At 44.3% G+C, this 16,313-nt stretch carries 17 protein-coding genes; 5 read left to right on the top strand and 12 right to left on the bottom strand.

Features of this window, described 5'->3' with window-relative positions; translation table 11 throughout:
• Positions 1 to 50: 50 nt before the first annotated feature.
• The 3 genes from NL644_RS01655 to NL644_RS01645 form a co-directional block, all read right to left on the bottom strand.
• Positions 51 to 2,381: a bifunctional diguanylate cyclase/phosphodiesterase gene (locus NL644_RS01655; protein WP_065646219.1), complete on the bottom strand. Its 2,331-nt coding sequence runs from the start codon at positions 2,379 to 2,381 to the stop codon at positions 51 to 53.
• Entirely contained in the window at positions 2,378 to 3,310 is a 933-nt protein-coding gene (locus NL644_RS01650; protein WP_046875760.1) for a transporter substrate-binding domain-containing protein, read from the bottom strand. Before NL644_RS01650 ends, NL644_RS01655 begins: the two co-directional genes overlap by 4 nt.
• Positions 3,311 to 3,372: 62 nt before the next feature.
• Positions 3,373 to 4,782 (bottom strand): aminotransferase class V-fold PLP-dependent enzyme, encoded by a 1,410-nt coding sequence (locus tag NL644_RS01645; RefSeq protein WP_006741963.1) that lies wholly within the window; start codon positions 4,780 to 4,782, stop codon positions 3,373 to 3,375.
• A gap of 541 nt (positions 4,783 to 5,323) precedes the next feature.
• Here NL644_RS01645 and NL644_RS01640 point away from each other — a divergent pair.
• Entirely contained in the window at positions 5,324 to 5,839 is a 516-nt protein-coding gene (locus tag NL644_RS01640) for a superoxide dismutase family protein (protein ID WP_114322786.1), read from the top strand.
• Positions 5,840 to 5,869: 30 nt separating this feature from the next.
• Here the strand turns inward: NL644_RS01640 and NL644_RS01635 are convergent, their stop codons facing one another.
• The 4 genes from NL644_RS01635 to NL644_RS01620 form a co-directional block, all read right to left on the bottom strand.
• A complete protein-coding gene (locus NL644_RS01635; RefSeq protein WP_114322785.1) occupies positions 5,870 to 7,243 on the bottom strand; it encodes a sensor histidine kinase KdpD in 1,374 nt (457 codons plus the stop codon).
• Between the two features lie 115 nt (positions 7,244 to 7,358).
• Positions 7,359 to 8,090, bottom strand: a complete 732-nt coding sequence (locus NL644_RS01630) for a response regulator transcription factor (RefSeq protein WP_171058453.1) — start codon at positions 8,088 to 8,090, stop codon at positions 7,359 to 7,361.
• A 142-nt stretch (positions 8,091 to 8,232) separates the two neighbouring features.
• The gene (locus tag NL644_RS01625; protein ID WP_114322784.1) at positions 8,233 to 8,928 is read right to left on the bottom strand and encodes a spondin domain-containing protein; all 696 of its coding nucleotides are present in this window, start codon (positions 8,926 to 8,928) and stop codon (positions 8,233 to 8,235) included.
• Positions 8,929 to 8,937: 9 nt separating this feature from the next.
• Positions 8,938 to 9,621, bottom strand: a complete 684-nt coding sequence (locus tag NL644_RS01620) for a spondin domain-containing protein (protein WP_085342552.1) — start codon at positions 9,619 to 9,621, stop codon at positions 8,938 to 8,940.
• A gap of 288 nt (positions 9,622 to 9,909) precedes the next feature.
• Here NL644_RS01620 and NL644_RS01615 point away from each other — a divergent pair, with 288 nt between their 5' ends.
• From NL644_RS01615 to NL644_RS01605, 3 genes are all read left to right on the top strand, one after another.
• A complete protein-coding gene (locus NL644_RS01615) occupies positions 9,910 to 10,383 on the top strand; it encodes a hypothetical protein (protein WP_074190386.1) in 474 nt (157 codons plus the stop codon).
• 77 nt (positions 10,384 to 10,460) lie between these two features.
• On the top strand, positions 10,461 to 11,390 hold the full coding sequence (locus NL644_RS01610) for a LysR family transcriptional regulator (protein WP_033906703.1): 930 nt from the start codon (positions 10,461 to 10,463) through the stop codon (positions 11,388 to 11,390).
• Positions 11,391 to 11,420: 30 nt separating this feature from the next.
• A complete protein-coding gene (locus NL644_RS01605; RefSeq protein WP_114322783.1) occupies positions 11,421 to 11,804 on the top strand; it encodes a VOC family protein in 384 nt (127 codons plus the stop codon).
• Here the strand turns inward: NL644_RS01605 and NL644_RS01600 are convergent.
• The 5 genes from NL644_RS01600 to NL644_RS01580 all read right to left on the bottom strand — a co-directional run bounded on the left by NL644_RS01600 (position 11,784) and on the right by NL644_RS01580 (position 15,176).
• A complete protein-coding gene (locus NL644_RS01600; protein WP_104972915.1) occupies positions 11,784 to 12,149 on the bottom strand; it encodes a hypothetical protein in 366 nt (121 codons plus the stop codon). The genes NL644_RS01605 and NL644_RS01600 overlap by 21 nt on opposite strands.
• A gap of 176 nt (positions 12,150 to 12,325) precedes the next feature.
• Positions 12,326 to 12,715: a cytochrome b562 gene (locus tag NL644_RS01595; RefSeq protein WP_005394852.1), complete on the bottom strand. Its 390-nt coding sequence runs from the start codon at positions 12,713 to 12,715 to the stop codon at positions 12,326 to 12,328.
• A 155-nt stretch (positions 12,716 to 12,870) separates the two neighbouring features.
• Positions 12,871 to 13,623, bottom strand: a complete 753-nt coding sequence (locus tag NL644_RS01590; RefSeq protein ID WP_181869490.1) for a phosphatase — start codon at positions 13,621 to 13,623, stop codon at positions 12,871 to 12,873.
• An 83-nt stretch (positions 13,624 to 13,706) separates the two neighbouring features.
• Entirely contained in the window at positions 13,707 to 14,153 is a 447-nt protein-coding gene (locus tag NL644_RS01585) for an SRPBCC domain-containing protein (protein ID WP_114322782.1), read from the bottom strand.
• A gap of 99 nt (positions 14,154 to 14,252) precedes the next feature.
• Entirely contained in the window at positions 14,253 to 15,176 is a 924-nt protein-coding gene (locus tag NL644_RS01580) for a DMT family transporter (RefSeq protein ID WP_114322781.1), read from the bottom strand.
• Positions 15,177 to 15,305: 129 nt separating this feature from the next.
• Between NL644_RS01580 and NL644_RS01575 the strand changes: the two genes are divergently transcribed.
• On the top strand, positions 15,306 to 16,196 hold the full coding sequence (locus tag NL644_RS01575) for a LysR substrate-binding domain-containing protein (RefSeq protein ID WP_006741976.1): 891 nt from the start codon (positions 15,306 to 15,308) through the stop codon (positions 16,194 to 16,196).
• Positions 16,197 to 16,313 lie beyond the last annotated feature (117 nt).

Raw genomic sequence — 16,313 nt, 5'->3', positions numbered from 1 at the left:
CAAGGCACGAATTTAATTAATGCTTTCCTATGATATTGTAATAAAAGGAGTTATAGCCCAGTTGGTTGTTTAAGTAGTGCTTCAAAGTCTTTGGCTGGTAACGGGCGGCTATAGTGGAAACCTTGCCCGAACTCACAGTTTAAGTCTTTTAGATAATCGACATGACGCTGTTCTTCAATGCCTTCAGCAACAATCTTAAGGTTCAGCGCTTTCGCCATTGCAATGATCACGTTGACGAGCTCACGATCGGAGTCGTTTTCGAACATATTTTGCATAAAGCTGCGATCAATCTTAAGGCGATCGAACGGAAATTTCTGTAAGTAACTCAACGCAGAATAGCCAGTACCAAAGTCATCGATGGTAAGCTTAGTGCCTAACGCTCTTAAGTTATTGAGCATGTCTAATAGCTCTGAGTCGTGGTTAAAGAGAAGGCTCTCTGTCACCTCAATATCGAACTTATCTGATGGAAGACCAGATTCCTCAAGGCTCTTCTTAATAAACGCAAGTAAGCGATCACAATACCTAAATTGAACACTGGAGAAATTCACAGAAACAAACAGCGGCGTCAGACTTTGCCATTGCGCCGCTTGGCGGCACGCTTGCTGGATAGCGAATTCACCAATTTGATGAATCAAGCCATTTTTCTCAGCAATAGAGATAAACTCTTCAGGATTTACGAATCCGTACTTCTCATCATTCCAACGCATTAACGCTTCTGCGCCAACAATTTTACCACTGCTCAGATCAATAATAGGTTGATAATACAACTCTAGTAATTGGCTGGAGATGGCATTTCTTAGTCGATTTTCCAAATCCAAATAGCGTTGCAAGTCTTGGTTCATATTGTGGTTATAAAAGCAGAAGGCATCGCGTCCATCTTGCTTCACGCGATACATCGCCATGTCAGCACAGGCGAGGAGCTGCTCGGCATTATCTCCATCATCCGGAAATACAGACATTCCGACGCTGCTACTCAAGAAGAATTCATGGTTGTTCCATACAAATGGATCGTTAAACGCCGAAAGCACGCTTGAAGCAACGCGCTTCGCGGTGTCATTATCAGGCAAGTCAGGAATCACTAATAAAAACTCATCCCCACCAATTCTCGCCAGTAAGTCTGTTTTTCTCGCGACTTGATGCAGTCGTTGAGCACTAAGTTTAAGGATCTCGTCGCCAACAAAGTGACCCATTGAATCGTTAATCTGCTTAAAGTGGTCTAAATCAATAAACATGACCAATACTTTTGAGCCACTACGTGACGCTCTAATCAACTCCAAAGCCAGTCTCTCAGAACCGTAGCTGCGATTAGGCAAGTTAGTCAACGTATCGTATTTAGCTTGGAAGGCGAGTTCTTTTTCAGACGCTTTTCGGCGTTCAATTTCGTTAGTTAGTTTTCGGTTCTGTTGAGAAAGTATGTCTTTTCGCTTTTTCTCTTCTTCAAGTTTAATTTTCAACTCAATTCTATTATTGTTTGTGATGAACGCATAACACAGCGCAATAACAACCATAACAGCAAGAATACTCAAACCGAGAATGAAGATCCGTGATGTAAAAATATCTCGCTCACTCAAAGGCTCAAACCAAGCCATAAGTTTGAAGTGATGCTTTTCAACAGGCACTTCAAAATATATCTTTCCATCAACGGCTTCAGATATTAAATAATTCTCATCTTTATTATGAGAAGACGTTTTATTTATTGTATCCCATACGACCATCTCAACGTCTTTTATTTTGAGCACCATCCGGCTATAACTGTCTTCGTGCTCTTGATTAGTGAGCTGATCAATAACAATGTTTTTATTGAGATCTGCAATTAGAAAGGCAACTGGCTTTCCAGAAAACTTAACTTGCTTGATGACTTGAATACGCACGTCGTCGTTATATCGAGTTGCACAAACCTCTTCGGGATGCCCATGTTGAGTCATTAAGGTTTGGATATCCACCTTCTGCTCTGTGTTGTCTTCATAGCCTGTCGTGACAATCGTTGTGCCATCACTGCCTACCAGTGTGAGCTTTTTATAGATTTGGCTGCTATTAATTAACTTACCATCTATCTTTTCATCGAAACGACGCTTCAAGTTAATTAAACTCGCTCCTAATCCGTACTCCATCGACATGCCAGAGGCTAAATTAGCAAAGAATGTTTGTACTGTTTTATCTGTAGATAAATTATCAACATCCTCACTGGCAATGGTAAATAAATTATCGAGTGTGCTTGCGTAACTTTTTACTTTTAAACCGAGTTCCCTATGCTGGGATTCTTTTAATTTATTTTGTCCCAAACTTGTCACAACAATAAGCATAGCTAAATAAATAGAGACTAATATTGCGCTTATTGCAATAAATTTTTTACTGGATATTTTTTTAACGGCCTTTTTCATCGGATTTTCTTACTATCTTCTATGAAGTAATCGTTATAAAAGTAGTAAATAGATGGATAGTATTTTTTTACTAATTTTTCGTAGGTTCCATCTTTCTTTATTGAATCTAAATAACGATCAAATGCTTTGCGTAATTCCGGCGAGTTTTTCCGGAATGCAACAGCCATTTTCTGATTTTCGGATACTGGACCAATGACTTTTATTTCACCTGGCCATTTTTCTAATGCAATTAACGTATCGGCGACGTCTAGTAATGTGCTTTCCGCATCATTTTTCATTATCGCTGGCACCATCTCATTAAGAAGACGAGCCCCATCAGGCAGTATGACTTTTGCGCCCGTGTCATATAAGTCATAAAGGTTAGGGTCCAAGCAAGAGTGCTCCAACGCTAACACTTCGCGACCATGAATAAGCTGCTTGACGGTTTTTACATCTTCATCAACCGAACCACTGGGTTTAATCGGACTCAGCGTGGAATCTGTTCTGGAAACTAACCAAACGCCTGACGGGAAGTAATCTTGTGAAAAGTCTAAAACTTCAGAACGCCAGTCAAGAATGGTAACGCCATTTGCGATCAAGTCCCCCTCGATTGGAACACTTTCTCCCACGACGGCTTGCTTATTATGGTATTGAACATCTTGGCCCGTCAGCTTACCGACCATATCGCTCCACTGAGCTGGAACATATTGGTACTTAACGCCCAACGACTTGGCAAAGCCTTTTACTATCTCTACATCTAAGCCAGTCAAGGTTTCCACTTCACCTTGTTCAATATAAGAAACGAAGTTAGCGTACGGCACACCAATATGGCGCAACACTCCGCGATCACGAATCTGTTGTAAGTCGTCTGACCAAGCGGAAGAGGACATAACAGAGGCCGCCATAAGCGCCATCGCCGCTAAAGTTCTTTTGAATGTTTTGACTGACATAATAATATCCTTACCTTTCACAAAGCGCCCAATAACGGGCGCTTGAGTGATAAACAACGATGTTAGAACGACGAGTAATACAAATTCGTCATCGCCACCACGAGCCCTTCAACATCCTGCTCGTCATGGAACAAGTGCGTGGAGATACGGAGTGCGTAAGTATCAAAGTCATCATCTTTATGCAGCTTAAAGCTGGTTGTTCGAATGATGTAGCCATATTCTTCACGCAGACGATCTCTGAATTCAGTCAATATGTCTTCATTCGTCACATCAGAGAATGGGTTAACTGTGGTTAAGCCACTCGTTAAACCTTCCACGTTTGGCGAGTACATTTGGGCTTGTGGCAAGTACTCTTGTAGTAAGGTTTTACACAAACTACCAAGACTTAGAACACGTTCCTCAATGCGGTCACGACCAATCTCATCCCACATTTTGCAGCTATCAACTAACGCTTGTTTCGCAGGATAGTTGTCGTTCCCGATGTACTGCATCTGTAATTGTTTGCCTAAGTAATCAGCATGAGAAAGTGAAGAGTTGATCAACCACAACGGGTTTTCACGATCACTCCAATACTCATTCAAGCGATTGGCGTTATCACGTACGTACAAAATACCGGTTGCGCCAGGACCACACTGCCATTTGTGACCAGAACCTGCATAGAAATCACAATCCATATCATGGAAATCGAGGTCAAACATACCGACAGTATGCGCTCCATCTACAAGCGTAGGCACACCATATTCTTTCGCTAAAGCACAAATGGCTTTGGCTGGTAACGCCGTTCCCGTTTTATAGGTGATATGAGAGAACATGATGAGGCGAACGTTTTGATGCGCATCAAGCGCGTCGCGGAAAGCTTGGATGTAATCTTGTTCAGAAACGTCTTCAGTACCGGTAAATACTGGTAGTTGAATTTCAACAACATCGACGCCAAAACGATGTTTTGCGACGTTCATCGGTGATGTCGCTGCCATATGCTCATGGTGCGTCGTTAAAATCACATCACCTGGTTCAAAGTGTAAGCCGTTAATGATCGAACATAGACCATCAGTAGTATTGCGGCTGAGAATGATTTCTTCTGGGTTAGCACCAAAGCCAGGCGCTACTTCTTGAACCATCTCAGAGACATAAGGCCAAGAGCCAAACTTGCCCTTCATATCCCAAGGATACTTAGCCACCAACTTGTTGTTATGCTCGTAATCTTGAAGAACTTGTCTTGGCATAGAACCCGTTGTGCCAATGTTCATGTAAGTCGTACGTTTATCCAAAACGAACTGTCGTTGCACTTTACGCCAAAAGCGCTTATCGTGTTTTCTACCTAGCCCGCGGCTGCTCCAATCAATTTTCTGTTCTCGTGCTTGAACTGCGCCCGAGAAAGCGGAAGCACTCACACCAGCAACAACAGCTCCTGTTGCGCCTTTCAGAAAATTACGGCGGCTGCTATTAGTCTGAATAGATTCCTTGTCTTTCATCTTTTTCAATCCTTGTCGGAAATTAGCCATATTATTAATTTTAAGTGCGTAACTATCTGTTACTAAAACATTATTACCCATTAAAACCAGAGTTTAATTTTTTCCTCTGCCATTAAGTGACTTTAGTTCCAATTTTTTATCTTATTTGATGATATAAGCAACAGTTTGACCACAAACCTATAAACAACCATATTCACATTAAAATATTCATTAAATTGATTATTTTTTATAGAAGACAATTCCGACAACTTCTTTATAAAACAATTATGAGCTTTGTTATAAAGTCATTAAAAATTTAACTTTGCGTTAATTTAAAAATATTCAGGCTATTTTTTGATTGACGTCTATTCTTTTTATATCTGAACAATCTCAATATGTTAAGTCTTAATAAAGGAGAACTGGTTTCGCAGATAGATACCAGTTTAAGACCATAGAGTGAGACACATCACTCTCTGACATAAACCCACCGCTCAACAGACATAAGGAAGAGAAGTTTTCACTAATATGTGCTTGAGCGTACAACCAAAAAGAAGGAAGTCCCATGTTAAAAGGATTGCTATGCATTTCAGTTGCTGCCACTCTCGTAGCCGCTCCTAATGTACTTGCGCAGACTGTCGCGATGACCGATCTCAACAGCAAGAAGAGCGCTGGCACCATTGAGATTTCACAAAGTGACTATGGCGTGGTATTTATGCCTCAGTTATCAGGTTTGTCATCAGGGGTGCACGGTTTCCATGTTCACACCAATCCATCGTGCGATAGCGCGGAGAAGAATGGCAAAACCGTCCTTGGCGGTGCAGCAGGTGGTCACTATGACCCCAGCAACACAGGGAAACATGGCTACCCTTGGACCGATGACAATCATTTAGGCGACCTGCCTCCACTCTACGTGGACATGCATGGCAATGCTAATCAGCCCGTTGTCGCGCCTCGCCTAAAATTATCAGATTTAAAAGGCCGAGCATTAATGATTCATGCTGGTGGTGACAATCATTCCGACCATCCTGCTAAATTAGGCGGCGGCGGTGCGCGCGTTGTATGTGGCGTTATTAAGTAGTCATTCGATAAGCCAAATTCGCGCTTCTCCTCAAGTAGCGAGAAGTGCGAATTTTTGTTGATACTCAGTGTCCGTCTCGCACGTCTCTAAGTAGCTGTGGTGCAACATTAAAATTGACTGCACTATCTTTGTACCAATTCCTAATGCGCCCCCGACGGCATCTTTATCAATTCGATTGACAAAAGTGAACAGGATTCGCGACTTATCCTCACTCAAATGCGCTTGGCAATGCACTTCCGAGCCGATTGGGCTGTGACGCAACGCATTTTCAAGCAGGTTCAATACCAACCGCTCTAAGAGTCCTTTGTCACCCACAGTTTGGATCTTGCTATCCATATCCACTTTCAACACCACTTCTTTACGAGAAAACTGGCTCTGCATCGTCTCGGCACATTCTGCCATCAACGCGCCAAGATCTATGGGGCGGTACTCATAGTTTGGCATTGGTTCCTCTTTACGCGCGGCGTCTAATAAAGAGTGCAATTGAGTTGAGAGCTTCTCACAATTTCGGAACGCGATATCAATCAGCGGATCGGATCCCGGATGCTGCAAACGCCACGTTTCCAGATAGCCAAGCACGCTCGATAACGGCGTTTTTAAATCATGACTGAGCTGCAATAAGCTTTGACGGCGATGAGAAGACTGATACTCCAACTGTAAAAACTGCTGCTGAATGTGCTTCGCCATCATCTGATAAGAGTGCGCAATCGGCACGAGCTCCGGCACTTGGTCAGTAAAGTCAGGTTGCAGGTGAAAATCATGTTCGGCTTGCTGTTGAAGTTGCTTGGTCACACGCTCAATCGGGTTCAAGAGGCTACGTTTGACCAGCACATAAGCCCCGAGAGCAAAGCCTAAAATGGACACTAAGACCAATCCTGCCAGCGCGATGTAAGGGGTATCGACTTGCGCATTGGCAATGGCGTCATGTCGGGTACTGCCAATCACCACATAGAGATAACCGACCGTAGAGCCTAATTCCTCTATCGCCGCAACAGAAAACACTTTGTGTTCACCGCGATTACGAGGATCTTCGCCTAATATGGGAAGCGGTTCGTTGGTTAAGAATTGCTGAATGGGGTTCAGATCCACCGAGTCCATAAGCTTTGCACCATCTGGCGCAGCATGGGTGGTAATATTGCCTTGGCTATCGAGGAAATAGATTTCAAAATCAGGGCCGATCAACATGAGCGTATGAAAGATCGACTTAAGCGCTTTAGGGTTGTAATCCGTCCCGATCATCAGCGGATTATCGTCACGCATGTGGCTGGCTAGTTCTTTATGCAGGCTTTGCTTAGTGCGTAACTCAATGGTCTCTTTTTGCCAATTGTAAGTCAGTGCAATCACCACCGCCGCGAGGCAAAACCACAAGCTGGTAAATACCACTAAGCGAGATTTGAAGCTCATCCTATCGCCTCCTTAAACAGCGATGTTTTTGAAACAACCGTAATGATTGAACAATGATGGTGAAACAACTGCCGACTTACTGTCTTGGCTTGATGTTTTGACTTGCTTTTTTGCATTAGTGTCTTGGTTGAAACTTATACCCAACGCCCCACACGGTTTGGATGAAGTGATGATCTGAATCAGACAAAGACAATTTGCTGCGTAAACGGTTAATGGTGCTACACACCGTGTGGTGATAACCAGAATGACTGGTGTTCCATACGTGATCGAGCAATTCATCTTTACTGTAGACTCTGCCCGGACGAGTCGCGAGAAACTGCAGCAAAGTAAACTCTGTCGCGGTAAGAGTGACATCCTTGTCGTTTAGGGATACTTGGTGCAACTCCGGAATGATTCTTAGCGGACCAAAATCCATCGCTTCGTCGAGGACTTCATTTGCTACTTTGGCCTCTGCGGTTTGACTGACTCGGCGCAGCACGTTACGTACTCGCGCTTGGAACTCTAATACGCTAAATGGCTTAGTGATGTAGTCATCAACGCCCGCTTCTAAACCGTCAACCTTGTCCATTTCGCCGTCTCTTGCTGTCAACATAAGCACTGGGCTCCAATCTTGTTGCTGACGCAAATAATGGCAGATGTCTAGGCCATCACCATCTGGCAAACCTCGGTCAAGGATCAATAAATCAAAGGGGTGTTGCTGATATTGCGTTTTAGCATCGGCGACATTTGTGGCTCGCGATACTTGGTGTCCTTGAAACTTGAGATGCATCTGAACCAGTTCTGCCAAATCATCGTCATCTTCCACCAGCAAGATGTTCGCGACTAAATTGATTGCCTGTTGTTCCATGGTCCTTTCCTTGCCTTCAAGTATCCTCACTTTGCACATGACCGGAACAGGTCAGAAATCCTTTCAAAAAAGGTTCCGATGACGCCATGAGGGATGCGCTTAGTACAAGCACTTTGGAAAGGAGACGTCATCGGAGCCTGTTTTATTCGACTCGAGTGATGGTGACTTTCGCACCAGGGTTCAAGAAGCGATGGTTCGCAGAAAGTGCTGAGTTTGCTAATCCATCATCGTGGCTAACAACACCGGCATGGAATGCAACAACGTCACTGCTGTCATTACGAGCGGCATTGAAGCCCTCACCGCCACCTGCTGGGCCCGGAATGGTTGCGGCAAGTTCATCGTTCAGTTCCGTGCCAGAATCCCAAACGTTCATGCTCATTTCATAGCTTTCACCCACTGCGAGCGATTTGAGCGATAGCCCCGTTTCGCCAACAAAGGCATCGTTGGTATTCACGAACATAGACGCCACAGACAAGTAACCGTAACGACTTGGGTCAACCGTGATGGTGACTTCGTCCGATGCACCCGGCAACACCAATCCATTGCCCGAAATACCTTGGTAAACACTGTCATTGCTGTTCATCAACTCAATCAGCTCAGCGTTACTACCGCCTTCGGCAAGGTGCTCAAGTTCAACAGATGCGGCTTGGCCAATTTCAAACAGTTGGTAGTCACCATTGTGAGTGAGTACAGCGAGCGGAGACATTGGTTGATTCGCAGTCAAGTTCGCCACGTTGACAGTGTAGCGGTACGATTTCACTACGTCGTTATCATCATCGCTTGGACAACCGGCGAGCAAGCCGACTGAAGCTGCTACTAGTAAGATTCTGACTTTCATACATCCCCCTTACTTCACAACGATTGTGATGGTTGCGACTGGGTTTAACCAACGATGGCTGCTGCTGTCTAGGTCACTGATGCCGCCAGTTGGGTCGCTATCACCAAGGTTACCCGGATGCACGTGGACTTTATCGTTAGTTACCGTTGCTTCAACGCCTGTGCCGCCAGTACCAAAGGTAATGAAAGGTGGGTTTGGCATGCTAGACGCAAGCTCATCGTTCGCTTCTGTACCAGCATCGTAACTTCTTAGCGTTGCTCGGTATGTACCCGCTTCCGTTGGAATCTTCCAGCTATCTAGACCGACGAAACCGTCATTGGTTGGCAGCAACATAGCGCTCAGAGAAAGATAACCGTGGTCGCCACTGTCCAAGGTGAAGGTGGTTGCAACACCCGGATTCAAAATGCCACCAGCAGGATTCTCAACCACCGCACCACCTGCGTTACCAATCACACTAGCAAGACCAGAGATATCACCGCCTTCTGCCATTGCTTCTAGTTCTGGCGTTGCTGCTTGACCCGTTCTGAACATTTGAAGCTCAGAACCATGTGCGGCAACAATAAGAGGCGTAAAGTAGATGCCTTTGGTTGCGTTTGTCACGGTGATTTCCAATTCCGCCGCATTCACTGATGCAGAGCCTAGCGCCATAGCGACTGAAGTCATGACGAGTCCGAGTTGGGTACGTTTTTTCATTGTGATTCCATCCTTTAATGAGGGTTGAACTACCCAAGCCCATGTGTACGGCTTTACTTCTTTGTTCGTGACTTGAGTAGGTTAAGCATTACGTTTCGAACGTTTTGCGTTCTTGCCTCTAAGAATGACGAGCAAATCTATCAGCAACTTCATCGAATTCTCATAAAATTCTCACAAGTTCTGTACGAATTCTGTCAGCAGCACTTTTTTACTCTTAATCAGGAGTTTACACTTCGCGCTTTCCCCTCCTACAATGCGGTATTCCCTGTTTAAATCACGATTCTCACCATGATTCATAACGTTCTGTCTGCCTACTATGGCGAAATCTACGGCATCGCTTTTTTCAACCACTACTTGAACCATTACGCCCAAAGTGAACAACAAACGCTGTGGCAAACCTTGATTGAAGTGGAAAAGCTCACCGCAGAAAAGCTCAAACCTGTACTGCTGACAAATGGCATGGATATCGAAAGTCGACACCAAGAGATGCTGGATAAAGGCTTGGCAGATGCAACCAAGTGGATTGGTTTGCCATGGCAAGAGTTGGTGGCGACTCTTCTGAAATGGGTAGAACCTTATGAGGTCAAGTATCGAGAGTGGCATGAAGAAGTGAAAGCTTCACAGCAGTATTCAATCGCTGAACGAGAAGCTATCGAGTTGATTGCAGACCACGAAACGGCCATTTATCACTGTTGGCAGCAATACCATACTGGTGAATCTGGCTTGCCTGCACTCAATGCATTTTTGGCAAAATATCGTTAAAGCGAGACGGTGACACTTGAACCTCGTGAAACCGTACCAGACAATATCGTTATTCCGCTGCGCAGAACTGAACAATTATGGTTAATCCAAAACTCATTGCCTTACTTCCTGATCTTGCTTCGTTTATCTTAGTGGTAAACGAGGGCAGTTTTACCGCTGCAGCCAAACAGCTTGGCGTGACGCCATCGGCTTTAAGTAAGTTGATCACACGGTTAGAACAAGCCCTCTCAGTGAAACTGTTCGAGCGAACGACTCGCAAGTTGATCATCACTCAAGCCGGGCAAAAGGTTTACGACCAAAGCATCGCCATGGTGAATGCGGCGCAGCAAGCGGTTGAATTATCGGCTGAAGATCATGCCGAGCCCACGGGTGCACTCACAGTGGCTGCACCCGAAGCGTTTCTTAACTCGGTGCTTCAACCATTTGTGTTGCCATTCCTAGAGCGTTATCCAAATATTCAGCTTAAGCTGCGTGCAGCAGATGGTGAGATTGATCTTTTCCGCCAAGGTATTGATGTCGCATTTAAGCTCACCGACAAACCCGATGAGAATCTGGTACTCAAAGAGATCAGCAAGACCAATCTTGTTTTGTGTGCCTCTCCAGATTACCTTGCCAAACACGGTATGCCTGAGCACCCAACCGAGCTTGAGCAACACGACTGTATTTACCTTGCCGAGAACGACAAAGACAACATCTGGTCGTTCTTTAAAGAGGAAGCATTCCACTCCATTGCAGTGAGCGGGCGTTACGCCGTCAACCATTCTCAAATGCGCTTGAACGGGGTTAAGTCTGGCTTGGGAATTGGGATCTTCCATGACTTCGTGATCAAAGACGCGTTAGAGCAAGGAGAAGTGGTAGAGGTGCTACCGGATTGGATGATAAAGAGTAACTACCACGGCGCTATCGCGATGCAGTATGCGCAAACCAAATACATGCCTGCTCGTCTGCGCGTGTTTATCGACTTCGTTAAGGAGCATTTAGTCTCCGAGGACACTAACCATGCTTGAGGATACTAACCATGTTTGAAGAGGCTAACCATGTTTAATGCCATTCATCACGTCGCGATCATTTGCAGTGATTATCCAAGGTCAAAACGCTTTTACACCGAATTGTTAGGGCTAAAAGTCATTGCTGAAAATTATCGTAAAGCCAAAGACTCGTACAAACTTGACCTTGCTCTGCCTGACGGTAGCCAAGTTGAACTATTTAGCTTTCCGGACGCACCAGAGAGACCGAGCTTTCCTGAAGCTCAGGGGTTACGCCACCTTGCTTTTCAAGTGGATGATGTCGAGCATGTTAAAGAATATTTAGAGGCGAGAGAAATTGAGGTAGAGCCCATTCGCATCGATGAATTTACAGGCAAAGCGTTTACCTTTTTCAAAGATCCAGATGGCTTGCCGCTAGAGGTTTATCAACGCTAACTTTGGTGGGGCACGAGGAACTGGCGTTTCAAATCGTACACTTAGAGCCAAAAAAGTGTAGCTTTCAGAAATGACCAAGCTCAGTTGTGGAAGTATTGGTGTAGTTGGAAGTGAATCATGATGAAAAGTCGAAAAGTGGCTAAAAGGACAAGGTTTGCCTTTATGGCTGACGGCATTGTCACTTTCTTCGATTTGAACCAATTCAAAACCATTAAGCGTACATAGCGTCGCCCACACGCCCATGCTGTTACCATGAGCATTGATAACAGGCATCAGCGTCACTAGCACCCAACTTAGAGCACTAGCAAATAGCATGGAGCGATAAAAAGGAATTAATCTACGCATAACGGTGACTTAACAAATTTAATTCAGCGTAACTAATTCTGAGTGCTAGCTCAAAAACAGGATCAATAAGTGGTTGCCACCTCACAGCTTTTCTTCAATAACGCAATTGACAGACACAAAAAAGCCCACCAAAACGGCAGGCTATTTTCATATTCTATTGTCAGCTTTTATCGCGATTAGCCGAACAGCTTACTCCAAATACTTGGGTTACGCTTGTCGTGGTATTCTTCACGTAGGCTATCAATTTCACGTAATTGTGCTTTCGCGTCTTGCAGGTTACCAGCGTCTAAGTCTGCCTCAATCTTGTCTAACGTTACCGTTAGTTTATTAAAGCCTTCTAAGTAGGTATCGAATTTCTCTGGTGGATAGTTGCCGCGCTTAGATTGCTCGACGATTGCTTGCAAGCTATCAATTGCAGACTTCATGGTTTCAACATCCGACGCTTCTGCCGCCTGTTTGAATTCCATCTTCATCTGCTTCATGTTTTGTTTTAAGTCAACCGCTTCTGCCATTGCGTATGTTGAGCCAAACGCAATCGCACACCCTAGGACTAAAGGACGTAACATTTTCACTTCTCCATTTATAGTGCCGAATTCTGTGTCGGCTTTATTTACCCAAGTAACCCACGCCATAAAAGGCGACAAACTAGCTTAGTTGAGTATTTCCGGGTCTCAGTGTAAAGCAATCTTACGCCAGGTGCATACCTAAAATGTAATCAAGTTTATGCGTTGCGAATGTCGTCATACTCTGGAATTGGCTTACGGCCTCTCAGAGCTAAGAAAGACAAAAACTGCTGAGCGGTGTGAGTAATCACTTTTTTGCTATCGATACCCACTTTATCCATTAGCTCTCCAACCAAATCCAGATTACCAACATCATGACAGAAATGCGCATCACTTCCCGTTGTGAAGAAGACACCGAGATCTTTACCGATTTGTGCAATCTCGTGGCAACGGTCTACGCTACCCACTCGGCTATTCCCTTTTAGCGTGGTGTTATTGATTTCAATCGCAACATTATGCTCTTTCGCGCACGTTAAAACGGCCTGAAAATCAAAGTCGAAATTTGGATTCCCAAGATGGCCAAGCGCATCAATACGACCGCTTTGAATCACATTAATGAGCGCTTCCGTATGAGTTTCTTTGTTTGCAGGACGAAAAACAGGTTCATGGAAACTTGCAATAACCCAATCTAGGTTACGATCGACACTCAGCGGAATATCGATGTCGCCTTCGGTATTAAGAATGTTGGATTCCACACCCCGAATGATCGCGATACCGTCTAAAAATCGAGGCAGGATTTTTTGGTTGGAGAAAAACCAGTAATGCGGCGCGCCCGGCATTGATTCTGCGTGATCGGTCGTACAGAACATATCCAAGCCGTTCTCTTTCGCCAATTTTGCATTTTCAATCAAGGTGCTGTACGCATGACCACTGGCGTACGTATGTGTATGGGTATCAACTTTAAATTCCATCATCCACTCTCTTAGGTGCGCTATCTTGCGTGCTATTGTATACCTACACGTGACGTACCGTCAGCCCAAGATGAGTATCAGACTTAAGCTTGCTCCTCACTGATGGCTTTTATTAGGGGCAACGCTTTTTCCCATCCGTGATTAAACATAGAAACAAAGTCGCTGTGCGTATAAATGGTGACATTGAGTAACAAACGATCACTGTTGGTGTCGATCTGATAGATCTCTCGTGATCCAATCCATTTAGATGCTAAATCTCCATCCAATTGCTGCCTATTATCCGGATTAAAAATGGCAATGTGATGAAATTCAAGATGCTGTTGCGGTTGCACGATATCGATAGTCGCTCGCGTTCCGCCCATATCGGGATCAAAAAAAGTGATGTCTTGCCCTTCTTCCCATATCCCATCAAATTGAGACTGGGGTGAGAAAGCCTGTGCCCAGCGTTTGTATAACTCAGCATCGGTTAGCACTTCCCACACCCGTTGCGGTGTAGCTGAAATCTCAACGTAATAATTTAGCGTAAGCATTATTTCTCTCCCTGAACCTTTCTTGACGCTAGTTCATTGTCAGAAAAAATCAAACCTCACCTCTGATTTGCCTTACTTAATCCTCTATTTTCCGACAGGCTAAGAAGTTCTCGCTTGTAACCTACCACCACGATGCGCCGTAAAGCGAACCCAACATGTGTTCAGTATGGTTGCGAGCACGATTAAACTCATCCCGATAATTTGGCTTTGACTCATTCGGTCATCGAAAAACGCACTCTGCCAAACCGCGGTGAACAGTAGGTTAGTAAAAATAAGTGGTGCAAGTTGAGAGCCGCTGCTTGCCAGTTGATACGCTTTGGAGCGGAAAACTTGGGTGTTAATGATCATCAGGGACATCACACCGAGCCACAGCATATTAGAAGAAACAGTAGATTCCATCACATTGGCTTTGAGGAAAACATCGATGTCGTTAAACAACGTTAGCGGTAACAGAAATACGGCAGCAAACCCAAACGCCCAAAAGTTGATTTCTAATGGCGACATATCAGTTTTACTCACTTTATATAGCGTAAGCTGAGAGCCGGAATTGAAGAGTCCACCAGCTAGACCGAGTAATAAATCCGAGCGCCAAGTAAACTCCCCACCAACTCCCGCCAACATAACCACTCCAGTAAACGCCATTACTAAAGCCGCCAATGTTGAAACGCGAATGTGGCCTCCCATAAACAGCTTTTCAACCAAAGGAATAAATAATGGGCCAGTGGCAAACAATACCACCCCTTCTACCAGCGTTAACGTTTGTAGTGACGCGATGAAACACAACTGTGATAAGCCGATACAGAAGGCGCGAAGCAAAATCGGTTTTAACGTCCCCGCTTTAGGAAAGGTAAGATTTTTGAAACGAAGTAAGACAAGCAAAATAAGTGCAGGAGCCAAAAAGCGTAAGAAACTAAACAGTGTGACGGAAAGTTCACCTGTCAACTGCTTTGCTAACAACCCAGTAACAGATAAGCTTAACGTAGACATCAGCATGAAAAGAATAGATTTATTTACTGCATTCATTCGATACTCCTTAATATATGGAGTATTTTATGAGATATCACTTATTGTAAATAGCGAGTAATATTAACCATTAATGTAAGAAAAACTTACAGGCTAACTTATCTCTCATCATGTTATGGTTTCTAAAATATGCGTAAATTAGTCCCTCTAAAATCCATCTATGCATTTGTCGCTGTGGCGGAATCTGGCAGCATGACAGAAGCAGCGCAGATATTAAGTGTGAGTCATTCGGCGGTGAGTCAGGCGATAAAATCACTGGAGACTCAGGTCAACAAACCTCTGTTTGATCGCGTAGGCAGACAAGTTCAACTTAATGCTGACGGTAAAAAATATTATCGAAAGGTTGCGCCAGCTTTAGAACAAATTGTCGATGCCACAGAAGCGCTAATCCAAGACCAAAACTTGCAACGTATTACGCTTAATATGGTGAATTCCTTGGCGCTGCATTGGTGGATTCCGCGAATGTCGAGTTTACAGGACTTTGCTCCGCAATTAGACGTTCGTTTATCCAACCTGTCTGGCAGGTTTAATCTAGAACAAGAAGGCATCGACGCAGCACTCGTGCATGGAAACACCGAGGAATGGCAAGATTATTACTGTGAAAAGCTCAGTGAAGATGAACTGGTTTTGGTGTGTAGCCCTGAATTGATAGCTAAGACGAATGACTCAAATATCGCTCAACTGTTAAAGCAGTATCCCATCATTGAAGTCACTAACGAACGAAGAAAAAATGACTGGAACGTGTGGCAGAATGCGACTGGCATCCTGCGACCTAAAAGCAAAAAACCAATCACTTTTAATATGTCGATACAAGCCGTGCAGGCGACGACTCGTCGTTTAGGCTTATTGGTGACTCATCGCTTGTTTGTGAAAGATGACATCAAATATGGCCAGTTAATCGAGCTGGGTAAACCCGTCATTAATCCTAACCAACAGTTTTACTTTGTTTGCCCACCACACAAGCTAAAGCTGGAATCGTTTCACCTTCTGCGCTCGTGGTTGCAACAATCATTCAATTAAAGAAACCTTTTGTTAAGCACATTCATTGAAAAATTAGTATAAAGTTAGAAAGAGCACTTTTCATCCAAGGATGGTTTATGAAGCGGTATCAAATATGGTTAAGCGTACTCTGCCTCG

Source organism: Vibrio sp. Y10_XG_PY6 (genome assembly GCF_024181795.1).
Classification (GTDB): Bacteria; Pseudomonadota; Gammaproteobacteria; order Enterobacterales; family Vibrionaceae; genus Vibrio; species Vibrio diabolicus.
Note: the sequence above shows the minus strand (reverse complement) of the source record. Positions and strands in the feature narration are given on the sequence as shown.